Here is a 23,590-nt window from a genome sequence, read left to right as displayed (position 1 = left end):
GCAGAATGCGGGCCTGGCGAGGGAGTGTGGAGCCGGAACCGGACGCCAGGCGGCGCCCGATCATTCACAGTGTGGAGTGGTGTCGCGGTGGTTCAGCGTTGAATCTTCATGATGCGATCCGGGTCGGCCGAAGCGATGCCGGGCGTGCTGCGCAAAGCTGTCACTGCGCCATCCAGCGTGGCCGCTGCATCGCCCGAGCTGGCGCGCACCACCCAGAATCCACCCGACATCGGACGCACCACCGCAAAGGCCAGGCGCGGCGTTGCGCGTGCACCGGCAGCATCCAGCACGCCTTGCACGGTGGCGGACGAGGTGGTCGGCGTGCTCAGGCCGATGATGATGTCGCCCAGACTATGTGCAGCCGACACGGAAGCAGGAGGCTGGGTGTTGGCCGAGGCGGGGTCCATGGCAGGCGGTTTGCCCGGATCAATGGCCGGCACGGACTTGCACGCGGCCAGCAGGCACAGGCCGAGAGCCGCGGCCAGCGCAGGCTTGGCGGTCGACAGCAGGGATCGAGGGCGGGCAGCCGGTTGGATCGTGCGGGCCATGCGGGCCATGAAGTTCTCCTTGGATTCGGTAGAGGATGTTTGTAGCGTGTTCAGCCGGAACCTTCGTGCCAACCCTGGCAGCAATGGTTCCGGTATAGGCGATCACTGTGCCACGCGGCGGGATTTTCGCGCCGCGGATTCAGGTGCCGATTGCGCACGGCCCGCGGCGAGCATCTCGTCTGCATGGCGACGCGTGGTGTCGGTGAGCGACGCGCCGCCCAGCATGCGGGCGATCTCGTCCACGCGGCCTGTGGCGTCCAGCACCACGAGGTCGGACCGCGTGCTGCCGGCCACCGTCTGCTTGGCGACCTGAATGTGGTGATTGGCCAGCGCGGCCACTTGGGGCAGGTGCGTGACGCACAGCACCTGGCGGCGCATGCCGAGTTCGCGCAGGCGTCGTCCCACGACTTCTGCCACCGCACCGCCGATGCCGGAATCCACTTCGTCGAAGATCAGCGTGGGCGTCGGGCTTGCCTCGCTGGCAATCACCGAGATGGCCAGGCTGATCCGCGCCAGCTCGCCGCCCGAGGCGACCTTCGCCAACGGCCGGGGTGACACGCCCGCATGCCCCGCGACGAGGAATTCGACCTGCTCCAGCCCCGCTGCCCCGCCATGTTCCAGCGCGTGCAGCGCGATGTCGAAGCGGCCGCCGGCCATCGACAGGCCTTGCATGGCCCCGGTCACCGCGTCGGCCAACTCGCGCGCGGCCTTGGCGCGGTCGCGCGACAGCGATTGCGCGACCGTCATATAGGCGGCTTGGGTTTGCGCTTCCTGGGCCTGCAGCGCATCCAGGTCGGATGCCGCTTGCAGCGCGGCGAGTTGCGCCTGCCGTTCAGCCAGTTCTGCGGGCAGCGTTTCGGGGGCGACGCGGTATTTGCGTGCCATGGTGTGCAGTGCCTGCATGCGTGCGTCAACTTCGGCCAGGCGGTCCGGATCCAGCTCGGCGCGATCGGCATAGCGGGCGAGCGTGTGCACGGCCTCCTGGATCTGCACCTCGGCCGGCTCAAGCGCAGCCAGCACGTCGGTAAGCGCGGGGTCGATCTCGGCCAGTTCACGCAGCGTATGGAGCGTCGCGCCCAGTTGCGTGAGCACCGCACCTTCGGACTCGGACAACCCATCCAGCGCCGCGCGCGTGCCTTCGATCAGGCTGGCTGCGTGCGACAGGCGGTGGTGCTCGGCCTGGACCTCTTCCCACTCGCCAGGTTGCGGGCCAAGCTTCTGCAATTCGTTGACCTGCCATTCGATGCGCTCGCGTTCGAGCTGGACTTCGCGCGACTGCTGCTCGGCGGCTTCGCGTGCCCGCACCACGGCATGCCACTCCCGGTAACGTTCTCCGACCACGCGCACGGCGCCTTCCAGGCCCGCATGGGCGTCGAGGAGGCTGCGCTGCGCATCCGCCTTCAGCAGCAGTTGATGCGCGTGCTGACCGTGGATGTCGACCAGTTGTTCGCCCACCTCGCGCAGCTGCGCCAGCGTGACGGCCGCACCGTTGATGAAGGCCTTGCTGCGGCCGGCGGCATCGACCGTGCGACGCAGCAGGATCACGCCCTCGTCGTCGTGCAGTTCATGTGCCTCCAGCCATGCGGCCACATGCGGATGCACGTCGAACTCGGCGGTGATGTCGGCACGCGGCGCGCCTTCGCGCACGACAGCCGCATCGGCGCGCTCACCCAGCGTGAGTGCAAGTGCATCGATCAGGATGGATTTGCCCGCGCCGGTCTCGCCCGTAAATACGGTAAAACCGTCGGCCAGATCGAGATCCAGCGCGTGAACGATGACGAAATCGCGGATGGTGAGGCTGCGCAGCATGGAAGCGGTGAGCGAGGAGTTTTAGTACCTGCCCATGATTCGTAGCGAGCGGCTCGAGGTTGAAGCGAGAAGCGCAGCCGTACATGCGTACGGCGAGCATTGCAGGTTCAAGATCGGGCCGCGCAGTAGGATCATGGGCAGGTTCTTAGAGCCGGTTGTCTTCGGTCGGATACTCGTGCCAGTGCAGCTTCTTGCGCAGCGTGGCGTAGTAGTTGTAGCCGATCGGGTGCAGCAGCCGCACCGTGCGCTCCGAGCGGCGCACCACGATGCGGTCACCGGGCAGCAGTGACGTGAGCGACTGCATGTCGAAGTTGACGCTGGCATCGCGCCCGCTGGTGACCTGGATGACCACCTCGGCGTCGTGCGGAATGACGATCGGCCGGTTCGACAGCGAGTGCGGTGCGATGGGCACCAGCACCAGACCCGAGAGCGCGGGATGCAGGATCGGCCCGCCGGCAGACAGCGCATACGCCGTCGAGCCCGTGGGCGTGGAGACGATCAAGCCGTCCGAACGCTGGTTGTACATGAAGAAGCCGTCGACCGACACGGCAAGCTCCACCATGCCCGAGGTGCCCGAGCGGTTGACCACCACGTCGTTGAAGGCGAGGGCGGAGAAGATGACCTCGTCGTCGCGCACGACCTGTGCCTGCAGCAGCGTGCGGGTTTCGGCCTCGTAGCGGCCCGACAACATGTCGGGCAGCACGGTGTGTACGTCGTCGAACGGAATGTCGGTCATGAAGCCGAGCCGCCCGTGGTTGACGCCGATCACGGGGACGCTGGCGCCGGCCAGGTGGCGCCCGATGCCGAGCAGCGTGCCGTCGCCGCCGAGGACGACGGCCACGTCGGCGTGGCGCGCCATCTCTTCGGGCGGCAGGGCAGGGTAGTCCTGAACGCCGATGTTGAGCGCCGTTTCGCGCTCGAAGACAATGTCATGCCCGCGCGCGGCAATGCACGACGCCAGTTCCATGAGAGGGCCGGCAATGTTGGCAGCCGAATACCGGCCGACCAGCGCAACGGTCTTGAAAGGCGAAACGGACGAGGCGGCGGGAGCTTGCGGGGCCACGGCGGACGAGGGAATCGACATGCGCGCATTACACCATATCGATATGACCGTCGCCACGTCAGCGCGTGTTTCGTGGAGAAACGCCGACATCACCCGTAGACGGGCGCCGATTTTGCGTAAAATTGAAGAATCATGGACAAGCGCGCCACTATCCTCCTCAAGACCTTGATCGAACGGTATATCGCCGAGGGCCAGCCCGTGGGCTCGCGCACCTTGTCGAAGTATTCGGGGCTCGATCTGTCGCCGGCCACCATCCGCAATGTGATGTCCGACCTCGAGGAGATGGGCTTCATCGCGAGCCCCCACACCTCCGCCGGGCGCGTGCCGACGCCGCGCGGCTATCGCCTCTTCGTCGATACGATGCTGACGGCCAGCCCGCTGGATGTGCTGAGCACGCAAGACCGCATGGCGCAGCAGATGGTGGGTGCGATTGCCGAGCAGGTGCGCACGCAGCTGGCGTCGCATGGGTCGGAATCGTCGCAGCGGGTGATTGCGGCGGCGGCGCAGACCTTGTCCAACCTCTCGCAGTTTGCCGGCATCGTGATGACGCCGCGCCGCACGCATGCGTTCCGGCAGATCGAATTCCTGAGGCTGTCGGAATCCCGCATCCTGCTGATCGTCGTCACGCCCGAAGGCGACGTGCAGAACCGCATCATCCATACCGATACGCCGTACAGCCCGTCGCAACTGGTGGAAGCGGCCAACTACATCAATGCACACTACGGCGGCCAGACGTTCGATGCGGTGCGCGAAAGCCTGCGCGGCGAGCTGTCTGCACTGCAGGCCGACATGACCGCGCTGATGCAGGCTGCCGTGGAAGCGGGCAGCAGTGCCGCGTCGGAAGAGGAACCGGTCGTCATTTCGGGCGAACGCAAGCTGCTGGATGTGGAAGATTTGTCTTCATCCATGGACAAGCTGCGCCGGCTCTTTGCCGTGTTCGAACAGAAGACCGGCCTGCTGCAACTGCTGGACGTATCGAGCCGTGCCGAGGGCGTGCAGATCTTCATCGGCGGCGAAAGCAGCCTTGTGCCGCACGAAGACATGGCCGTCATCACCGCGCCGTACGAGGTGGACGGCAAGATTGTCGGCACGCTGGGCGTGATCGGGCCGATGCGCATGGCGTATGAGCGCGTGATCCCGATCGTGGATATCACAGCCAAGCTGCTATCCAGCACCCTCAGCCAGTATTGAAACAACGCCGCCTGTGGCGGGCCGGGTTGCCCGCCAATGTCTCAGGCTGAAAACTGCTCGAACGCCGCCAGCGCATGCGTGGCGTACATCATCGAAGGGCCGCCTCCCATGTAGACGGCTGTTCCCAACACCTCTTCCAGTTCGGCACGGGTTGTGCCGAGTTTGACCAGCGCCTGGACATGGAAGCCGATGCAGTCGTCGCAGCGGCTGGAAATGGCTATTCCCAGCGCCACCAGTTCCCGCGTCTTCTTGCTCAGTGCGCCGTCTTTTGTGCCGGCTGCCGCCAGTTGGCTGAATGCCGTCATCAACTCCGGCTGCGATTCGCGCAAGCTGCGCATGTGCGCAGACACATCTTTGACCACGCTTTTGAATTCGGGCATGCCGCTCATGACAGTGCTCTCCTGGGCCGGTGTGGAGTGAGGTAGCGAACTGGGCGGACTGGCATCAGCCGCCGCGCATCTTTTCGAGCATTCTCGTCCGCGCCCCGGGGCAAGGTCATGATGTAGCGCAACGACGCGCTTAGAAACTGCCCGTGAACTGATACCGCCCGCCCGGGTGCCACATGGTTGCCACGGAGGCGACCTGGCCCTGGGATAGCGTCTTGCGCCGTAGCATCAGACACGGTTCGCGCACATCCATGTGCAGCATTTCGGCGATCTCGCGCGGCGGCAGGCGCGCCTCGATGCCGTAATCCACGCCCTGCAACGGGGCGGCACGCATGAGGTAGGCGTTTGGCGTGGTCTGCGTGAAATCCTGTTGCATATAGTCAGGGGCCAGCGCGGCATTCACCCAGCGGTCTTCCACCTGGATCGGCAGGTCATTCTCGAAGTGCACGATCAGCGAATGGAACAGGGCGCGCCCCACCGGTACGCCGAAGGACGCGGCCATCGCTTCGTTGGCGCGGGCGCGCTCCAGCTTGTGCAGCTCGGCACGGTGCCGGTGACCGCGTGCGGCAATTTCCTCGGCGATGTTGCGGATCGCCACCAGCGTCGCCTGGTATTTCTGCTGCGCGACGAACGTCCCCAACCCCTGCACACGCGTGAGGATCTGCTCGGCGGTCAGCTCGCGCAGCGCGCGATTGACCGTCATGCGCGACACGCCAAACGTCTGCGCGAGCGTGGTCTCCCCCGGAATCATTTCCCCTTCTTGCCACTCGCCGCTGCGGATGCGCATGAGGATGTCTTCCTTGATGCGCTGGAAGGCGGGCGTGCTGGCGGACGGGTCGTGTGACATGGACGTGGCTTGCGGTGCGGTTTGGGCGGCCGATGTGATGTGCGGATGGCGGTCATCATCAGGGTTTGCTCTTAGCTTGTAAAGTTTTCTTGCCTAAGTTGTATATACAACATAAGATGCGCTCCATGACAAAGGAGTTCGCAGGAGACCTCATATGAACGCCCCGACCAACGCTGCCCACCTGACCAACGACCCGCGCTACGACGCCTCGCGTGAAATCCGCGCCCCTCGCGGCACCGAGCTGCACTGCAAGAGCTGGCTGACCGAAGCGGCTTACCGGATGCTGCAGAACAACCTCGACCCGGACGTGGCCGAGAACCCCAAGCACCTCGTCGTGTACGGCGGCATCGGCCGCGCCGCGCGCGACTGGGCCTGCTTCGACAAGATCCTGGAGACGCTGCGCGAGCTGAACGACGACGAATCGCTGCTCGTGCAATCGGGCAAGCCGGTGGGCGTGTTCAAGACCCACCCGGATGCCCCGCGCGTCTTGATCGCCAACTCCAACCTCGTGCCCAAGTGGGCGAACTGGGAACACTTCAACGAACTGGATCGCAAGGGCCTGTTCATGTACGGCCAGATGACGGCCGGCAGCTGGATCTACATCGGCAGCCAGGGCATCGTCCAGGGCACCTACGAGACGTTTGCCGAGGCCGGCCGCCAACACTACGACGGTAAGTTGGCCGGCAGGTGGATCCTGACTGCGGGCCTGGGCGGCATGGGCGGCGCGCAGCCGCTGGCCGCAACACTGGCCGGTGCCGTGTCGCTGAACATCGAATGCCAGCAATCGAGCATCGATTTCCGCCTGCGTACGCGTTACCTCGACAAGCAGGCCAAGGACATCGACGACGCATTCAACCTGATTCGCCACCATTGCGAACGCGGCGAGGCCGTTTCGATCGGCCTGCTCGGCAATGCGGCGGAAATCCTGCCGGAGCTGGTCAAGCGTGCCCGCGCCGGCGGTCTGAAGCCGGATCTGGTGACCGACCAGACCTCGGCGCATGATCTGGTCAACGGCTATCTGCCGGTTGGCTGGACGGTCGAGCAATGGCGTGCTGCGCAACGCGATCCGTCGCAGCACGCCCGCCTGGCCGACGAGGCCGCCAAGTCCTGCGCCGTGCACGTGCAGGCCATGCTCGATTTCCAGGCCATGGGCATTCCGACCGTCGACTACGGCAACAACATCCGACAGGTCGCGTTCGACCAGGGTGTGAAAAACGCCTTCGACTTCCCGGGCTTCGTGCCGGCCTACATCCGTCCGCTGTTCTGCGAGGGCAAGGGCCCGTTCCGCTGGGTGGCGCTGTCGGGCGATCCGGAAGACATCTACAAGACCGACGCCAAGATCAAGGAGCTCTTCCCGCACAACACGCACGTGCATCGCTGGCTCGACATGGCGCGGGACCGCATCGCCTTCCAGGGCCTGCCCGCCCGCATCTGCTGGCTGGGCCTGGGCGAGCGACACCTGGCCGGCCTGGCCTTCAATGAGATGGTCAAGAACGGCGAGTTGAAGGCGCCCATCGTGATCGGCCGCGATCACCTGGACACGGGCTCGGTGGCCAGCCCCAACCGCGAAACCGAAGCCATGCGCGATGGCACCGACGCCGTGTCGGACTGGCCGCTGCTCAACGCGCTGCTCAACACCGCCGGCGGTGCGACGTGGGTGTCGCTGCACCACGGCGGCGGTGTCGGCATGGGCTATTCGCAGCACTCGGGCGTGGTGATCGTCGCCGACGGCACCGACGCTGCGGCCAAGCGCCTGGGCCGTGTGCTCGTCAACGATTCCGGCTCCGGCGTCATGCGCCATGCCGATGCCGGCTACGAAACCGCCATTGCCTGCGCCAAGCGCAACGGTTTGAACCTGCCGATGATCGGCTAAGTTAGAGACATCCTGCTCGTATTGCTATGAACACCATGACCACGCCCCCCATCCTGACATTGCAACCCGGCGAGATGTCCTTTGCCGACCTGCGCCGCGTGTGGCTGGCCCCGACGCCCATCGCGCTGTCTGGCGACTGCGCGGCCGCCATCGAAGCGTCGGCCGCCACGGTACAGGCCATCGTCGCCAAGGGCGCACCGGCCTATGGCATCAACACCGGATTCGGCCTGCTGGCCAAAACGCAGATCGCCACGCACGAGCTGGAGCGCCTGCAACGCAACCTGATCCTCTCGCACGCCGTCGGCACGGGTGAAGACCTGAGCGACAACGTGGCGCGACTGGTGCTGCTGATGAAGGCTGCCAGCCTGGCGCGCGGCTATTCGGGCGTGCGCCGTGTCGTGATCGACACGCTGCTGGCACTGCTGAACGCCGGCATCGTACCGTGCATTCCGTCCAAGGGGTCGGTGGGCGCGTCGGGCGATCTGGCACCGCTGGCGCACATGACGCTTGCCCTGCTGGGTGAGGGCGACGTACGTGTGAACGGCGTGCGCACGCCGGCGCGTGCCGCGTTGGCCGCCGCCGGCATCGAGCCGATCGCACTGGCCGCCAAGGAAGGCCTGGCGCTCATCAACGGCACGCAGGTGTCGACCGCGCTGGCGCTCAACGGCCTGTTCCTGGCCGAGCGTCTGCTTCAAGCCGCCACCGTGTCGGGGGCATTGTCGGTGGATGCCGCCAAGGGCAGCGATGCGCCGTTCGACCCGCGCGTGCACACCGTGCGTGGTCAGGCGGGGCAGATCGCCACTGCCGCGGTGTACCGCAACCTGCTGGCCGGCAGCGCCATCCGCCAGTCGCACCTCGTGGGCGACAAGCGCGTGCAAGACCCGTACAGCCTGCGCTGCCAGCCGCAAGTCATGGGCGCGTGTTTCGACCTGATCCGGCAGGCCGGCGCCACGCTGCTCACCGAAGCCAACGCAGTGACCGACAACCCGCTGGTCTACGCCGATGCCGGTGAAGTGATCTCCGGCGGCAACTTCCACGCCGAGCCGGTGGCGTTTGCCGCCGACATGCTTGCGCTGGCGATTGCCGAGATCGGTGCGTTGTCCGAGCGCCGCATCGCGCTGCTGATCGACTCCACGCTGTCGGGTCTGCCGCCGTTCCTGGTGGAGCAGCCGGGCCTGAACTCGGGCTTCATGATTGCGCACGTCACGGCCGCGGCACTGGCCTCGGAAAACAAGACGTTTGCCCACCCGGCCAGCGTGGACAGCCTGCCGACTTCCGCCAACCAGGAAGACCACGTCAGCATGGCGACCTTCGCCGGCCGCCGTTTGCAGGACATGGCCGAGAACACCGCCACCATCGTCGGCATCGAAGCGCTGGCGGCAGCGCAGGGCATCGACTTCCACAAGCCGCTGGCGACGTCCGACACGCTGCAGAAGGCGCATGGCTGCATCCGCGCGCGTGTGGCGTACTACGGTGAAGATCGCCTGTTCGCCCCCGACATCGAAGGCGCCCGCCGCCTCGTGCTCGACGGCGATCTGGGCGATTCGTGCCGCGCGCACGTCGGCGAACTCGCACTCGTCTGACCATGCTCGCCCAAGCCGAACCGAACGTCTGGCAAGGCCGCGTCGATGCGGAGGAAGGCCCGCTGGGTTTGCGTTGGCACCAGACCGTGCGCCGCATCGACGCATCGACGCCGCTGGCCAACACCGTCGCCCTGGCGGGTTTTGCCTGCGATGCGGGTGTCGCACGCAACCACGGGCGAACCGGCGCACAGGCGGGCCCCGCCGCCATCCGCAAGATGCTGGCGAACTTGCCCGCGCGTGCCGGCCGTGTGGTCGTCGACGCGGGCGACGTGACTTGCCAGGGCGATGCGCTGGAAGACGCGCAGAGCGAATTGGCCGGTGTGCTCCACGATCTGCTCGATCGCGGCGCGTTTCCGATCGCGCTCGGCGGCGGGCATGAGATCGCGTGGGCCTCGTTTGGCGGCTTGGCGCGGCATCTGGCGGCGAAATCCCACCAGCCCCAGCGTATCGGCATTCTCAATCTGGATGCGCATTTCGATTTGCGTGCGGGTGAGCGCGGCAGCTCGGGCACGCCGTTCCGCCAGATCGCCGAAGACTGTGCCCGGCGCGGCTGGCCGTTCCACTACGCCTGCCTGGGCGTGAGCACCTACGCCAACACCGAAGCGCTGTTCGCGCGTGCGCGCCAGCTCGGCGTGCGCTGGATGCACGACGACGAGATGGACGTCATGCAGCTCGCCCACGTGCTGAAGGTGGTCGAGGTGTTCCTGAGCCAGGTCGACCACGTCTATCTGACGATGTGCCTCGATGTGCTGCCGGCCGCTGTTGCCCCCGGCGTGAGCGCACCGTCGGCACGCGGCGTCGGGATGGACGTGATCGAGCCCATCGTCGATCGCGTGGTCAGCTCGGGCAAGCTGCGGCTGGCGGATGTGGCGGAACTGAACCCGTCGCTCGATATTGACAATCACACCGCACGTGTCGCTGCCCGTCTGGTGGCGCGCGTGGCAGACGGCATCGGCCTGCAGGGAGCCGCACATGACTGATCCGGCCAACCTGCACTGGGACGCGCTCTGGACCAACGTCCACCTCGCCACGCTCACCGCCGATGCTGACGGCTACGGCGAGATCCGCGACGGCGCCATCGCCGTCAAGGATGGCCGCATTGCGTGGCTCGGCTACCGCGCCGATCTGCCCGTCAACGCCCGCGTCACACGCGAGCACGATGGCAGCGGCGCGTGGCTCACGCCCGGCCTGATCGATTGTCACACGCACCTCGTCTACGCCGGCAACCGCAGCAATGAATTTGAAGCGCGCCTGAACGGCGTGCCGTACGAAGAGATCGCCCGCGCCGGCGGTGGCATCCTGTCCACCGTCCGTGCCACGCGGGCGGCCAGCGAAGACGCGTTGGCCGAAGCCAGCCTGCCTCGCCTCAATGCACTGCGCGCCGAAGGTGTCACCACCGTTGAAATCAAGTCCGGCTACGGCCTGAACCTGGAAACGGAGCGCCGCATGCTGCGTGTTGCCCGCCGCTTCGGCCAGTCATTGCCGGTGCGCGTGCGCACGACGTTCCTCGGCGCGCACGCGGTGCCGCCGGAATTTGCCGGCCGTGCGGATGATTACATCGACCACCTCTGCATCGATGTGCTGCCCGCCCTCGCAGCGGAAGGTCTGGTCGATGCTGTTGACGCCTTCTGCGAAACCATCGGCTTTACGCCCGCACAGACGGCGCGCATGTTCGACGCGGCGCAGCGCCACGGCCTGCCGGTCAAGCTGCATGCCGAACAGCTCTCCGACCAGGGCGGCGCGGCGCTGGTGGCTCGCTACGGCGGCCTTTCAGCGGATCACCTCGAATGCCTGACCGATGCCGGCATCGCAGCCATGGCGCAGGCCGGCACGGTGGCCGTGCTGCTGCCCGGCGCGTTCTACTGCCTGCGCGAAACGCGCCTGCCGCCGATGGCCGCCCTGCGTGCCGCCGGTGTGCCGATGGCCGTGTCGACCGACTGCAACCCCGGCACGTCGCCGTTGTCGTCGCTGCTGCTGGCGATGAACATGGCGTGCACGCTGTTCCGCCTGACGCCGCTGGAAGCGCTGACCGGCGCCACGCGTCACGCCGCCGCTGCGCTGGGTCTGTCAGGCACGTGTGGGGTCCTTGCCCCGGGCTGCGCGGCAGATTTCGCGCTCTGGCGCATCGATCGGCCTGCCGATCTAGCCTATGCGATGGGGCTCAACCCGTGTGCCGGTGTGGTCAAGGACGGCGTGGTGGTGGCGTAAGGCACACTCGATGACTCGGCTCGTATAATCGGCCGGGTCTATCGCGAACCCGCGCCCATGCCTTTCTTGCCCGAACCCCTGTTCCAGCACGGTCAGCCCGATCGCACCGCGATCCTGCTCGTCAACCTCGGCACACCCGACGGCACGTCGCCGCGCGAGGTCGGCCGCTACCTGCGTCAGTTCCTGTCTGACCCCCGCGTGGTGGAGATTCCGCGCGCCGTGTGGTGGTTCATCCTCAATGGGCTGATCGTGCCGCTGCGTTCGCGGGCGTCAGCGCACAAGTACGAAAGTATCTGGCTGCGCGAGGCCAACATGACGGGCTCGCCGCTGCTTGTCTATAGCGAGCGGCAGGCGCATGCGCTGCAGCAGTTGCTCAACGCGCAGGGTCACGATGTGGTGGTCGCCTGCGCGATGCGCTATGGCAATCCGTCGATCCCATCGGTCATGCAGGCGCTGCGCAAGCAGGGTGTCGAGCGCATCCTCGTGTTGCCGATGTATCCGCAGTATTCCGGCACCACCACTGCGACGGCCTTCGATGAGGTCTTCCGCGTGCTGGGTGAAATGCGCAATCAGCCCGAGTTGCGGCTGGTCAAGCATTTCCACGATGACCCCGCTTACATCAATGCGCTGCACCAGCAGGTGGGCGCGTATTGGGTGCAGCATGGCGCGCCTGACTTTGCGCATGGCGACAAACTGGTGCTGTCGTTCCATGGCGTGCCGCGACGAACGCTGGAGTTGGGTGACCCTTACCACTGCGAATGCCTGAAGACCGGCCGCTTGTTGGGCGAAGCGCTCGGCCTGCAGCCGGGTCAGTACCTGGTCACCTTCCAGTCGCGCTTTGGCCGCGCCGAATGGCTGCAGCCTTACACCGCGCCCACGCTGGAAGAGCTCGGCCGCGTTGGCACCAACCGCGTCGACGTGTTCTGCCCTGGCTTCCCGGCCGATTGCCTGGAGACGCTGGAAGAGATCGCCATGGAAGGGCAGTCCACGTTCCGTGTCGCCGGCGGCAAGGATTTCCATTACATCCCGTGCCTGAACGACAGCGAAGCGTGGATTGCCGGCATTGCCGACATTGCGCTGGCGCATCTGCAGGGCTGGCCGCTCACGCTTACGCACCCGCATGTGCTGGATGCCAGCCGCACCCGTGCGCAGAGCAAGGGGGCCGCCGCATGAAAGTGAGCACCGACGCGGCCGATCGCGTGCGCATCGACAAATGGCTATGGGCGGCGCGTTTCTTTAAGACACGGTCGCAGGCGACCGATGCGGTGGAGCGCGGTCGCGTGCAGATCAACGATCAGCCGGTTCGTCCCGCCAAGGATGTCAAGATCGGTGACCACGTGCGGGTCCACGCCCATGAACAGCAGTGGGAAGTCGAGGTATTGGCGCTGGCGGAAGTGCGCGGTCCAGCCTCCGTTGCGCAAACGCTCTACGCCGAGACGGACACCAGTCGCTTAAAACGCGAAGAGAATGCCGACAAACGCCGGCTGTATCGGGAACCCGCCACACAAATTGCTGGCCGACCGACCAAGCGAGATCGACGGCGTATCGACAAACTCGGCGGAGAGTGAGGTACACCGTGCGAGTGTGTGCTAACTTAATACGCTCAAACCGCGCGGCATCTGCTGCATCTGTGCCGGCTTGATGATGTAGTGCTTGAAGAATGCCTTGCCGCTACCGTACTCCGTATAACGCGGTGTGACGGCCCCAGACAGGCAAATGAACGTTGTGGCTGCGGTCAGGGTCAACAGCAGGAGCACGGTCAGAACGGGCAGCTTGTTATGCATGGTACGAACCCTCAAAGAAGCTCGCGCCCCCCAGTTTTTTCTTGCATCATAGGCGGCCAATAAAGGCGTCGCAATTGCCATGCCGTTGCAGTCTGATGAAAGTTGTAACCCCATATTTCGTGATGCACGGCGCACAGTTGCTGCGCATCCGGCGCCCTTGAAAAGCGCGCCAATTGCCCCATAACGGGGACAAATCGTTTGTAAAAATCCAGCGGATCGTCTTCGGGTACATCCCGTGCGTCGATCCTCTTTATCCAGCGCTATGAAACACACTTCGGACACCTCCTCGAACTCGGACATGCCAGCGGACACCCAAGCCACCCAGCCGAACCAGTCGGCGACGGGCCAGGCGGCCCACGCTTATTCGAGCCAGGCTCAGCGCGCGAGCGCCGACGCCCAGGCCGTCGCTGGTGACGAAGCCGCCGTGGCAGAAGCCGTGGCCGACATGGACGTCGCAGAACTGCGCCGCCAACTGGAAGCTGCTGAAGAAAAGGCGCGCCAGAATTATGAAAACTGGGCGCGCGCAACGGCCGAAGGCGAAAACATCCGCCGCCGTGGTCAGGAAGACGTGGCGAAGGCTCACAAGTTCGCCATCGAAGGCTTCGCCGAGTACCTGCTGCCCGTGATGGACAGCCTGCAGGCCGCCTTGGCGGACACCTCGGGCGACGCCACCAAGCTGCGCGAGGGTGTTGAGCTGACGCTCAAGCAGCTGTACGCCGCATTCGAAAAGGGCCGCGTCACCGAGCTGAACCCGGTGGGCGAAAAATTTGATCCGCATCGCCATCAAGCCATCTCGATGGTGCCGGCCGATCAGGAAGCCAATACCGTGGTCGCTGTTCTGCAGCGTGGCTACACGCTGGCCGACCGCGTGCTGCGCCCGGCCCTTGTGACGGTGGCGGCGCCCAAGTAAGCCCACGCCCCGTGATCCAGAACGCAACCACTTCGCAATACGCCAACGGCGCGATCCCGGTCGACAAGACCGCATTCGCGGCGTTTGGCATGCGCGAGGTGAACACCGAGACCTTCGACGCGGCCATTGCGGCGGCGGGCGATGCGCTCGTGTGCGTGTTCTTCTGGGGCGTCGATTGCTTCAACTGCGAGATGGCCAAGAAGGCCATGCTCGCGCAACCGGCCGCCGTGCGTGAGCTTGGGCTGAACTGGCTGCACGCGAACGTCTATGCGCACCCTCAGCTGGGCCAGCGCTTTGGCCTGCACGGTATTCCGGTGTTCATGTTTTTCCATCGTGGCAAGAAGCTCGGCCGGGCGACCGGCTGGCATGGCCACGCGCAATTTGCCGCCGCCGTTGCCAATGCGCGCAACAAGCTGGCCGGCAAGCCGCTCATCTGAGGCAGCGACCATCATGACGTCGATGCCGGTGGCTGCCACCTTTCTTATCTCTTCGTCTTTCCGTGCTGTGCGCCCCAAGCGCGTGGCGCGCACTTCGCCGCGCGCCGCCCAGGCGATGAACGCGGCCATTGCCGCCGCCCGGCGGTTGTTCTAGTGCCCTTGCGGCACGTTGCCGCCGGGCTCTCCCTACTCCCCCAGAAGTTTCGGCTTCGTATCACCGCCGGCCGGCCTATGCGCCCGCTGGTGTTCTTGCCGCTGCGTTGCATTGGCCCGGAAGGCCATCGGCAGCGGCTTTGCCTCGTGTTGAACATAGACCTGTAGGAGATCGTCATGTCCAAAGCAGCCACCATCTACCTGACTGAGCTGGACCTCACCCGTCTGGAAAATGCCGCCACTCGCGCGGGCAACAACTCGCCGCTGGCCGATCTGGTCGACGACCTCATTGCTCGTGCCAACGTGGTGCCCGGCAACAAGATTCCCGCCGATGTGGTGACCATGAACTCCGTTGTGTGCGTGGTGGATGACGCCGGCGCCGAACAAGAGTGGACGCTCGTCTACCCGGAAGACGCCAACGTGACGTCGGCCAAACTGTCGGTGCTCTCGCCGATGGGCGCGGCGCTGCTGGGTGCGCGTGCGGGCAAGTCGGTCAAATACTCGGCGCCCAATGGCGCACAGCGCTCCTTGCGCATCGATCGCGTTGCGTTCCAGCCCGAGGCCAGCGGCCAGCACACGCTCTAAGCCGGCGGCGTCCTATCGCGAGAGGCTGTACCCGACGCGCAACTGCGAGCCCAGCTTGTGGTTGTAGTCGAGCAGGCTCTCGCCGTAGCCGGTGAAATACTGGATGAACAGGTAGCCAGCCGTGCCGGTAAAGATCCGGCTCATCGGATACGTCAATTGCGCGTCGACGCTGCCGTAGGCCTTGCGGGTGCCTTTGCGCAGCGTGGCGGCCAATTCCCAGCCGTTGGGGGCGCCATAGGACACGCGGAAATCCCCAAAACCCCGGTAGTGCGCGATATCGGTGTTGCCGGTGCGCGTGAGGTACGCGTACAGCTTCGGCTCGAACTTCCAGTGGTAATCGTTCAGGTCACCAAAGTGAAACGTCGGGCGTACAAACACGGTGTTGATGGCGCGCGAGGCGTCGCCGTCGCGGCCGTTCGACTCGTGCTCGATGCCGCCCGCGAACGATAGCCGCGTGAGGGCGCCGCCATGGATGCCCGTATCGGGCCGGTAATAGAACACGCTGGGCCGGTAGTTCGTATCGCGGAACGGCGCCGATTCCTTGCCCACATCCCACAGCGAGAACTGCGTATAACCGAAGTACACGTTATCCAGCAGCGCTGCCGATGCCGGGTTCTCTGGCTGAAAAATCCGAAACTTGAAGCTCAACTGGAACTTGGCGTTCAGGCCCCCATGCGCGCCCACTGCGGCGAACATGGGTTCGTGGAAAGTCAGGCGTGCGGTGTCTTCGGGCGGGCGGGATGCCTCGCCACTGCCAGCAACTGCGACGGGAGTGGGCGGGGTCGCAGTAGCAGCTGCACTGGCAGCGGGGGCGCTCGGGTTGGTGCCCAGCGCACCCCCGGGGCGGGTCGCTTCGGCGGCGGCGTTGCGGGCTGCGCCAGTGGGGGCGCCATCGGCGGCAATCTGCGGGGCGTCTGTGCCGCGCACGAGCGTCACCAGAACGGGTGCCGCATCGAGATCCGGCACATCGATCCGAACCGTGCCGCGCAGCACCTCGGGCAGCGTGCCGGTGTAGGCGACGGTGCGGACTTGGCCCGGACGCAGGTGCAGGGTTTCGGCGCCAGCATTGTGTCGATCGAGAATCACTTCCACGGGCCCCTGCAGGTCAGCGCTGGCCGTTACGCGTAACTTGGCCGGCACGGCATAGCTGCGCTGGGCGGCATCGCCCGAAATGACGAGGGTCAGTGTGAAGGGCTGGTTGGCGTTGACGCGGCGGGAAGGCTGGAGGAGGGCAACGGCGGCATCGGCGGGGGGCACGGCGCATGCGGCAAGCAGGGCAGCGCCAAGAATGGAACGGAGCGGGTGCAAAGGCATGGACACAAAAGCCGGGTTGGCGTCCGGCGAGTGGCAATGCGCCCAAGGGTAACACCCACACCTTTTTTGCCCGGTTTGCGGCTCTGGGCGTTCAAAACGCGCGTTTTTGCCAGGGAGCGCACGTTTTCGGGTGCTTTCCCAAGAAAAACCGGCCAAAATGCTCAACTTTTCAAAATTCGGCCTTGAAAAGCCGGGCGGCACTCCCACATCCGATCCAAGTTTGTATTCAGTGCAGTCCTGACACCAGATTCGAGGAGCAAGAACATGGGCAAAATCATCGGTATCGACCTTGGTACCACCAACAGCTGCGTCTCCATCATGGAGGGCAACACCCCCAAGGTGATCGAGAACGCCGAAGGCGCTCGCACCACCCCGTCGATCATCGCCTACATGGAAGACGGCGAGATCCTGGTCGGTGCCCCGGCCAAGCGCCAGGCGGTGACCAACCCGAAGAACACGCTGTACGCCGTCAAGCGCCTGATCGGCCGCAAGTTTGAAGAGAAGGAAGTCCAGAAGGACATCGGCCTGATGCCGTACACCATCACCAAGGCCGACAACGGCGACGCCTGGGTGGAAGTGCGCGGCCAGAAGCTGGCACCGCCGCAAATCTCGGCCGAAACCCTGCGCAAGATGAAGAAGACCGCCGAGGACTACCTGGGCGAGGAAGTGACCGAAGCCGTGATCACGGTGCCGGCCTACTTCAACGATTCGCAGCGCCAAGCCACCAAGGATGCCGGCCGCATCGCCGGTCTGGACGTCAAGCGCATCATCAATGAGCCGACCGCGGCTGCGCTGGCATTCGGCCTGGACAAGAACGAGAAGGGCGATCGCAAGATCGCCGTGTATGACCTGGGCGGCGGTACGTTCGACATCTCGATCATCGAGATTGCCGACGTGGACGGCGAGAAGCAGTTCGAAGTGCTGTCGACCAACGGCGATACGTTCCTGGGCGGCGAAGACTTCGACCAGCGCATCATCGATTACATCATCGGCGAGTTCAAGAAGGAGCAGGGCGTTGATCTGTCGAAGGACGTGCTCGCGCTGCAACGCCTGAAGGAAGCCGCTGAAAAGGCCAAGATCGAGCTGTCGAGCACGCAACAGACCGAAATCAACCTGCCGTACATCACGGCCGATGCCTCGGGCCCGAAGCACTTGAACCTGAAGATCACGCGCGCCAAGCTCGAAGCGCTGGTCGAAGACCTGATCGCCCGTACGATCGATCCGTGCCGCACCGCCATCAAGGATGCCGGCGTGAAGGTGTCGGACATCCACGACGTGATCCTGGTTGGCGGCATGACGCGTATGCCGAAGGTGCAGGAGAAGGTGAAGGAGTTCTTCGGCAAGGAAGCCCGCAAGGACGTGAACCCGGACGAGGCCGTTGCCGTGGGCGCCGCCATCCAGGGTCAGGTGCTGGGCGGTGATCGTACCGACGTGCTGCTGCTGGATGTGACGCCGCTGTCGCTGGGCATCGAAACGCTGGGTGGCGTGATGACCAAGATGATCGGCAAGAACACGACCATCCCGACCAAGTTCTCGCAGACCTTCTCGACCGCTGACGACAACCAGCCGGCCGTGACGATCAAGGTCTACCAGGGCGAGCGCGAGATGGCCTCCGGCAACAAGATGCTGGGCGAATTCAACCTGGAAGGCATTCCGCCGGCACCGCGCGGCACGCCGCAGATTGAAGTGTCGTTCGACATCGACGCCAACGGCATCCTGCACGTGGGCGCCAAGGACAAGGCGACCGGCAAGGAAAACAAGATCACGATCAAGGCAAGCTCCGGCCTGTCGGAAGCCGAGATCGAGCGCATGGTGAAGGACGCCGAGGCCAACGCCGAGGAAGATAAGAAGCTGCGCGAACTGGTCGACTCCCGTAACCAGGGCGAAGCGCTGGTGCACTCGACCAAGAAGGCACTGGGCGAGTACGGCGACAAGCTGGAAGCTGGCGAGAAGGACAAGATCGAAGCCGCGATCAAGGAACTTGAAGAGACCCTGAAGGGCACCGACAAGGCCGCGATCGACGCCAAGACCGAAGCGCTGGCAACCGCCTCGCAGAAGCTCGGCGAGAAGGTCTATGCCGACATGCAAGCCAAGGGCGAGGCCGGCGGTGCGGAACAAGCCGCTGCCGGTGCCCAGGCAGGCGCGCAAGCCGGACAAGGCGCACCGCACGACGATAACGTCGTCGACGCCGAGTTCAAGGAAGTGAACGACAAGAAGTAAGCCAGATCGTCCGCCAGGCGGACGTGAGAGTACGCCGGGCAGTGATCATCGGGTTGTGCGGGACGCACCTGATGTCACGCTCGGCTTTTTTGCTATTCGACACGCAGTAAAAACAGGCGACGACTGAAGCCACCATGGCAAAACGTGATTACTACGAAGTGCTCGGGGTGGGTAAGAACGCGAGCGACGACGAGATCAAGAAGGCGTATCGCAAGCTCGCGATGAAGTACCACCCGGACCGCAATCCGGACAGCAAGGAAGCGGAAGACAAGTTCAAGGAGGCCAAAGAGGCCTACGAGATGCTCTCCGACGCTGAGAAGAAGGCTGCCTACGACCAATACGGCCACGCGGGTGTCGACCCGAATATGGCGGGCGGCTTTGGCGCGGGCGGAGCAGGTTTTGGCGGCGGCTTTGCCGAGGCCTTTGGCGACATCTTTGGCGACATCTTCGGTCAGGCCCAGGGCCAGGGCGGGCGCCGCGGTGGCGGCCCACAGATGTATCGCGGCGCAGACCTGCGCTACAGCATGGAGATCACGCTGGAGCAGGCCGCGCACGGCTACGACACGCAGATCCGCGTGCCGCACTGGGACGAGTGCGACCACTGCCACGGCAAGGGCGCCGAGCCCGGCTCAAGCGTGGAGACGTGCCCGACCTGTCACGGTGCCGGTCAGGTGCGTGTGTCGCAGGGTTTCTTCACGATGCAGCAGACGTGTCCGAAGTGCCACGGCAGCGGCAAGTACATCCCCAAGCCGTGTACCAAGTGCCACGGCCAGGGCAAGCTGAAGAGCCAGAAGACGCTGGAAGTGAAGATTCCGGCCGGCATCGACGAAGGCATGCGCATCCGTTCGTCGGGCAACGGCGAGCCGGGCATCAACGGCGGCCCCCCGGGCGATCTGTATGTGGAAATCCACATCAAGCAGCACCCGGTATTCGAGCGCGACGGCGATGATCTGCACTGCCAGATGCCGATTTCATTTGCGACGGCAGCCATTGGCGGCGACATCGAAGTGCCGACGCTGGGTGGTCGCGCTTCGTTCACGGTGCCCGAAGGCACGCAGGCTGGAAAGACGTTCCGCCTGCGCGGCAAGGGCATCAAGGGCGTGCGCTCGGGCTATGCGGGTGATCTCTATGTCCATATCAACATCGAGACACCCGTCAAGCTGACGGAGCACCAGAAGGATCTGCTCAAGCAGTTCGACAAGTCCGTGCACGAAGGCGGCTCGCGGCACAGCCCGCAAGAGCAGTCGTGGCTAGACAAGGTGAAGAACTTCTTCTCCTCGTAAGAAACCTCGCAAAGCTACTGCGCGGCCCGATCTTGGCACTGTGATGCTCGCCGTACCCATGTACGGCTGCGCTTCTCGCGCCAACCTCGGGTCGCTCGCTACGCTTTTCGAGGCTTCTTAAACACCACCTTTCAATCAGGAACATCGTCATGCAGTTGCCGGAGGTCGGCGCGCCGTTCGCGCTGTTGGACGATGCCACCTCTGGCGGCGCGCCGTGCTCGCGCTGGTACACCGGTTATGCCGGCGAGTTCTTCCGGCCGGCCGGCGTGCTGGATGGGCTGGACGATGATCTTCGTGCCGCCTGGCGCCAGGGTTTGCATGCCCTGATCGTTGCGCCGTATGAGTTTGGTGGGCCGCTGGTCGGCCTGCCGGCTTCCACCGAAATCTCTTCCTCATTGCCTGGTCACGATGGCCGCCTGCGCGTGCTGCTGTTTCGCGCAATGGACGTGCTGTCGCCGGCAGAAGTCGATACGTTGTTCGACGCGTGGCCCGACGCAACGGGCGCAGCGGGCCTGTTCGACTGTGCCGCCAGCGCCGACCACGCCACCTACACCGACGCCATCGCGCGCATCCACGACTGGATTGCGGCGGGCGACACCTACGAAGTCAATTACACATACCGCCTGCGCATGACTGCGTTTGGCGCGCCGGCGGCGTTGTATCGGCGCCTGCGCGCGCGGCAGCCCGTGCCTTACGGCGCATTCATCGCGCTACCGGAGGGGGGGGCGATTCTGTCGTGTTCGCCGGAGCTGTTCTTCTCTCATCACGCGGGCCAGCTTGTTGCGCGGCCGATGAAAGGCACCGCGCCTGCCACTGGCAATGTCGAAATCGACGAAGCCCGTGCCACTGCACTGGCCGCCGACGAGAAGAACCGCGCCGAGAACCTGATGATCGTCGATCTGTTGCGCAACGATCTTGGCCGTCTCGCGCGTGCCGGTTCGGTGCACGTGCCGGCGTTGTTCGAGGTGACGCCGTTCGGCAGCGTGCTCCAGATGACGTCGACCGTGGAGGCCGAGATTCCGCCCGCCACCGGCCTCGCCGATTGCCTGCGTGCGCTGTTCCCGTGCGGCTCCATTACGGGGGCGCCCAAGCGGCGGACGATGGAGATCATCGAGACGCTGGAGCCAGAGCCGCGTGGCCTGTACACCGGCGCCATCGGCTGGATCGATGCGCCTGTCGATGATCGGGCGATGGGCGACGCTTGCTTCTCTGTGGCGATCCGCACGTTGGTGCTCGGTCCGCCTGGCGCTGATGGCCTGCGCAGCGGCGAACTTGGCATCGGCTCCGGCATCGTGCACGACAGCATCGCCGATGAGGAATACGCGGAGTGCCAACTGAAGGCGCGTTTCGTGACGGCGCTCGATCCAGGGCTGTCGTTGTTCGAGACGATGCGCGCGACGCGCGATGGTGTGGCGCTCCTGGATTGGCATCTGGCGCGGCTGGCGCGTTCTGCGGCCGCCTTCGGCTTCCCCTTCGATCGAACTGCGCTGGCGGATGACGTGGCGCGCATGTGCACATCGCTGGAAGGTGAGGGCGCTTATCGCATGCGCCTGTTGCTGACGCCGAACGGTGCGGCCAACGTATCGGCCGCGCCCTTGTCGCCGCTGCATGCGAGCTGGGACGCGCCGGTACGCCTGCTCGTTGCCGCGCAACCGCGCGAGGTCACCCACAGTCTGCCGACGCACAAGACCACGTTGCGCGCAGGCTATGACGCTGCGTGGCAGGCGGCCGAGCGCGAAGGTGCATTCGATACCGTGTTCTTCAACGCCGATGGCACGTTGGCCGAAGGCGGGCGCAGCACGTTGCTGGTCAAGCTCGATGGTGCGTGGTGGACGCCACCGTTGTCTGCGGGCGTCTTGCCGGGAGTGATGCGTGCCGTGCTGTTGAAAGACGCTTCACCGTGGCTCGATGGGCCGCTGCAGGAACGTTCGCTCACGCGCGCCGATGTTGCCCGCGCCGAGGCCATCGCCGTATGCAACGCCCTACGCGGCGTGGTGCCCGCGCATTTCGAGCCGCCCCTGGCCCTCGACGTGCTCTAGTTTCCAGCGGGCCACGCCGGGCAGGTTGATCAGTTCGCGGTCGTGGCAGACCATCAGCAGCGTGCGGCCTTCTGCTGCCAGTTCCCCTACAAGGGCAATGACTTGCTCGCGCGCAGCGCCGTCCAGGTTCGAAGTCGGCTCGTCGAGCAGCAGCACATCGGTGTGCAGCGCGCGCGCCCGCGCCAATGCAAGGCGCTGCGTTTCGCCGCCGGACAGGCGTTCGGGCGGCACGTCGACCACGTGCTGCAGACCCGCCCAGCGGAGCGCATCCTCGACACGCTCAGCCAGCTCGGCACGCGCCACGCGATGTGGGCCCGTGGTGAGCCCATAGGCAAGATTCGCGCGTACCGAGGTGCGGAACAGATAGGGATGCTGGTGCACGTAGGTCAGCCGCTTGCGCAGTTCGGCCGGGTAAGGCGACAGCGCCTGCCGCCCCTGGCCCATATCGACGGTCGCTCCATTGGCGGGTGCAAGCCCGGCCAGCATGCGCAGCAGCGTTGTCTTGCCGACACCGTTTGCGCCCGTGATGACAATCGCGTGTCCGGCCGACAGCGCCAGGCGCGGAATCTCGAACAGAATGCGCGCACCGTGCTGGCAGCGCAAGCCTTCAAACACCATCGTGGGCTGCGACGGCGCGCTCATGCCGGCTCCCTGCGATAGTTGCCAGCCCCTTGCAGCCACGCCAGCACCAGGTTGACGAGCAAAGCCAGCACGATCAGCACGATGCCTAGCGCGATGCCCTCTGCGAATTCGCCCTTGCTGGTTTCCAGTGCAATCGCCGTCGTCATGGTGCGTGTGACGCCTTCGATGTTGCCGCCGACCATCAGCGCCGAGCCCACTTCGGCGATGACGCGCCCGAAGCCGGCCACCACCGCAGCCATCAGGCCGAAGCGCAATTCACGAAACACCGTCAATAGCAAACGGACGCGCCCGGCGCCCAGCACACGTGCGGTTTCCGCGAGACGCGGATCCGCGCGCTCAAGCGTCGCCAGCGCAAACGCCACGATCACCGGCAGGCCAAGAACCGCTTGCCCGAGGATCATCCCACCCTGCGTGAACAGCAGCCCGAAGCCGCCCAGCGGCCCCTGCCGCGAAAGCAGCAGATACAGCAACAGCCCGATCAGCACGGTCGGAAACGACAGCGACGCCTGCGCCAGCACCACCAGCGCACGGCGCCCCATAAAACGGTGCATGGCGATGAGGTAGGCGATGAGCAGACCCGGCGGCGCCGCCAGCAGGAGGCCCGCAATCGCCACCTTCAACGACACCCAGACGATCAGCCACAACGCCGCATCGCCGCTGGCAAGCAGGGTGAAGGCGTCGACGGTGGCCGACCAGATTTCCATGCGGGTGCCGC

23 protein-coding genes are annotated in these 23,590 nt (G+C 65.3%); 14 read left to right on the top strand and 9 right to left on the bottom strand.

Annotated elements, in window-relative coordinates:
• Nucleotides 1-92: 92 nt before the first annotated feature.
• The 3 genes from ACTJK6_RS16025 to ACTJK6_RS16015 form a co-directional block, all read right to left on the bottom strand.
• The gene (locus ACTJK6_RS16025; RefSeq protein ID WP_440816993.1) at nucleotides 93-557 is read right to left on the bottom strand and encodes a hypothetical protein; all 465 of its coding nucleotides are present in this window, start codon (nucleotides 555-557) and stop codon (nucleotides 93-95) included.
• Nucleotides 558-650: 93 nt separating this feature from the next.
• The gene (gene recN / locus ACTJK6_RS16020) at nucleotides 651-2,357 is read right to left on the bottom strand and encodes a DNA repair protein RecN (protein WP_433865216.1); all 1,707 of its coding nucleotides are present in this window, start codon (nucleotides 2,355-2,357) and stop codon (nucleotides 651-653) included.
• Nucleotides 2,358-2,502: 145 nt separating this feature from the next.
• A complete protein-coding gene (locus ACTJK6_RS16015) occupies nucleotides 2,503-3,441 on the bottom strand; it encodes an NAD kinase (protein WP_414561039.1) in 939 nt (312 codons plus the stop codon).
• Nucleotides 3,442-3,552: 111 nt separating this feature from the next.
• Between ACTJK6_RS16015 and hrcA the strand changes: the two genes are divergently transcribed.
• Nucleotides 3,553-4,611, top strand: coding sequence for a heat-inducible transcriptional repressor HrcA (gene hrcA / locus ACTJK6_RS16010; protein WP_232040932.1), 1,059 nt, complete (start codon nucleotides 3,553-3,555; stop codon nucleotides 4,609-4,611).
• A gap of 41 nt (nucleotides 4,612-4,652) precedes the next feature.
• On the opposite strand, the gene ACTJK6_RS16005 is transcribed toward hrcA, so the two are convergent.
• A complete protein-coding gene (locus ACTJK6_RS16005; protein WP_232040931.1) occupies nucleotides 4,653-5,000 on the bottom strand; it encodes a carboxymuconolactone decarboxylase family protein in 348 nt (115 codons plus the stop codon).
• A gap of 130 nt (nucleotides 5,001-5,130) precedes the next feature.
• Nucleotides 5,131-5,844, bottom strand: a complete 714-nt coding sequence (gene hutC, locus ACTJK6_RS16000) for a histidine utilization repressor (protein ID WP_232040930.1) — start codon at nucleotides 5,842-5,844, stop codon at nucleotides 5,131-5,133.
• Nucleotides 5,845-5,998: 154 nt separating this feature from the next.
• Here hutC and hutU point away from each other — a divergent pair, with 154 nt between their 5' ends.
• The 6 genes from hutU to ACTJK6_RS15970 are packed head-to-tail and all read left to right on the top strand — an operon-like array spanning nucleotide 5,999 to nucleotide 13,076.
• Nucleotides 5,999-7,717 carry a urocanate hydratase gene (hutU, locus tag ACTJK6_RS15995; protein WP_440839537.1) on the top strand — a complete coding sequence of 573 codons (1,719 nt, stop codon included), beginning with the start codon at nucleotides 5,999-6,001 and terminating at the stop codon, nucleotides 7,715-7,717.
• A gap of 26 nt (nucleotides 7,718-7,743) precedes the next feature.
• Nucleotides 7,744-9,300 carry a histidine ammonia-lyase gene (hutH, locus tag ACTJK6_RS15990; protein WP_232040928.1) on the top strand — a complete coding sequence of 519 codons (1,557 nt, stop codon included), beginning with the start codon at nucleotides 7,744-7,746 and terminating at the stop codon, nucleotides 9,298-9,300.
• Between the two features lie 2 nt (nucleotides 9,301-9,302).
• Nucleotides 9,303-10,280 carry a formimidoylglutamase gene (gene hutG / locus ACTJK6_RS15985; RefSeq protein ID WP_440839536.1) on the top strand — a complete coding sequence of 326 codons (978 nt, stop codon included), beginning with the start codon at nucleotides 9,303-9,305 and terminating at the stop codon, nucleotides 10,278-10,280.
• Nucleotides 10,273-11,508 (top strand): imidazolonepropionase, encoded by a 1,236-nt coding sequence (gene hutI, locus ACTJK6_RS15980; protein ID WP_440839535.1) that lies wholly within the window; start codon nucleotides 10,273-10,275, stop codon nucleotides 11,506-11,508. The genes hutG and hutI overlap by 8 nt, the downstream gene beginning before the upstream one ends.
• A 57-nt stretch (nucleotides 11,509-11,565) precedes the next feature.
• Entirely contained in the window at nucleotides 11,566-12,681 is a 1,116-nt protein-coding gene (gene hemH / locus ACTJK6_RS15975; RefSeq protein WP_440839534.1) for a ferrochelatase, read from the top strand.
• Nucleotides 12,678-13,076 carry an RNA-binding S4 domain-containing protein gene (locus ACTJK6_RS15970; protein ID WP_232040924.1) on the top strand — a complete coding sequence of 133 codons (399 nt, stop codon included), beginning with the start codon at nucleotides 12,678-12,680 and terminating at the stop codon, nucleotides 13,074-13,076. Before hemH ends, ACTJK6_RS15970 begins: the two co-directional genes overlap by 4 nt.
• A 21-nt stretch (nucleotides 13,077-13,097) precedes the next feature.
• Here the strand turns inward: ACTJK6_RS15970 and ACTJK6_RS15965 are convergent, their stop codons facing one another.
• The gene (locus ACTJK6_RS15965) at nucleotides 13,098-13,292 is read right to left on the bottom strand and encodes a hypothetical protein (RefSeq protein WP_045202657.1); all 195 of its coding nucleotides are present in this window, start codon (nucleotides 13,290-13,292) and stop codon (nucleotides 13,098-13,100) included.
• A gap of 262 nt (nucleotides 13,293-13,554) precedes the next feature.
• Here ACTJK6_RS15965 and grpE point away from each other — a divergent pair, with 262 nt between their 5' ends.
• The 4 genes from grpE to rnk all read left to right on the top strand — a co-directional run bounded on the left by grpE (nucleotide 13,555) and on the right by rnk (nucleotide 15,377).
• Entirely contained in the window at nucleotides 13,555-14,202 is a 648-nt protein-coding gene (gene grpE, locus ACTJK6_RS15960) for a nucleotide exchange factor GrpE (protein WP_232040922.1), read from the top strand.
• Nucleotides 14,203-14,213: 11 nt separating this feature from the next.
• Nucleotides 14,214-14,639, top strand: a complete 426-nt coding sequence (locus ACTJK6_RS15955; RefSeq protein ID WP_232040921.1) for a thioredoxin family protein — start codon at nucleotides 14,214-14,216, stop codon at nucleotides 14,637-14,639.
• 13 nt (nucleotides 14,640-14,652) lie between these two features.
• Nucleotides 14,653-14,793 (top strand): hypothetical protein, encoded by a 141-nt coding sequence (locus tag ACTJK6_RS15950; RefSeq protein ID WP_260802112.1) that lies wholly within the window; start codon nucleotides 14,653-14,655, stop codon nucleotides 14,791-14,793.
• 176 nt (nucleotides 14,794-14,969) lie between these two features.
• On the top strand, nucleotides 14,970-15,377 hold the full coding sequence (gene rnk / locus ACTJK6_RS15945; RefSeq protein ID WP_232040919.1) for a nucleoside diphosphate kinase regulator: 408 nt from the start codon (nucleotides 14,970-14,972) through the stop codon (nucleotides 15,375-15,377).
• A 12-nt stretch (nucleotides 15,378-15,389) separates the two neighbouring features.
• Here the strand turns inward: rnk and ACTJK6_RS15940 are convergent, their stop codons facing one another.
• Nucleotides 15,390-16,691 (bottom strand): phospholipase A, encoded by a 1,302-nt coding sequence (locus ACTJK6_RS15940; RefSeq protein ID WP_440076222.1) that lies wholly within the window; start codon nucleotides 16,689-16,691, stop codon nucleotides 15,390-15,392.
• Between the two features lie 264 nt (nucleotides 16,692-16,955).
• Between ACTJK6_RS15940 and dnaK the strand changes: the two genes are divergently transcribed.
• The 3 genes from dnaK (at nucleotide 16,956) to ACTJK6_RS15925 (ending at nucleotide 22,233) form a co-directional block, all read left to right on the top strand.
• Complete coding sequence (gene dnaK, locus ACTJK6_RS15935) at nucleotides 16,956-18,911, top strand: molecular chaperone DnaK (RefSeq protein WP_024974838.1); 1,956 nt, start codon at nucleotides 16,956-16,958, stop codon at nucleotides 18,909-18,911.
• 134 nt (nucleotides 18,912-19,045) lie between these two features.
• Complete coding sequence (dnaJ, locus tag ACTJK6_RS15930; RefSeq protein ID WP_232040916.1) at nucleotides 19,046-20,194, top strand: molecular chaperone DnaJ; 1,149 nt, start codon at nucleotides 19,046-19,048, stop codon at nucleotides 20,192-20,194.
• 149 nt (nucleotides 20,195-20,343) lie between these two features.
• Nucleotides 20,344-22,233 (top strand): chorismate-binding protein, encoded by a 1,890-nt coding sequence (locus ACTJK6_RS15925; protein ID WP_440839533.1) that lies wholly within the window; start codon nucleotides 20,344-20,346, stop codon nucleotides 22,231-22,233.
• Here ACTJK6_RS15925 and ACTJK6_RS15920 read toward each other — a convergent pair.
• Nucleotides 22,177-22,875 carry an ABC transporter ATP-binding protein gene (locus ACTJK6_RS15920; protein ID WP_440839532.1) on the bottom strand — a complete coding sequence of 233 codons (699 nt, stop codon included), beginning with the start codon at nucleotides 22,873-22,875 and terminating at the stop codon, nucleotides 22,177-22,179. The two genes, ACTJK6_RS15925 and ACTJK6_RS15920, sit on opposite strands and share 57 nt — an antisense overlap.
• On the bottom strand, nucleotides 22,872-23,579 hold the full coding sequence (locus tag ACTJK6_RS15915; RefSeq protein WP_232040913.1) for an ABC transporter permease: 708 nt from the start codon (nucleotides 23,577-23,579) through the stop codon (nucleotides 22,872-22,874). Before ACTJK6_RS15915 ends, ACTJK6_RS15920 begins: the two co-directional genes overlap by 4 nt.
• Nucleotides 23,580-23,590: the final 11 nt, after the last annotated feature.

Origin of the sequence: Ralstonia sp. 22086 (assembly GCF_052045975.1) — a bacterium.
In the GTDB taxonomy this organism is placed as follows: Bacteria; Pseudomonadota; Gammaproteobacteria; order Burkholderiales; family Burkholderiaceae; genus Ralstonia; species Ralstonia wenshanensis.
Note: the sequence above shows the minus strand (reverse complement) of the source record. Positions and strands in the feature narration are given on the sequence as shown.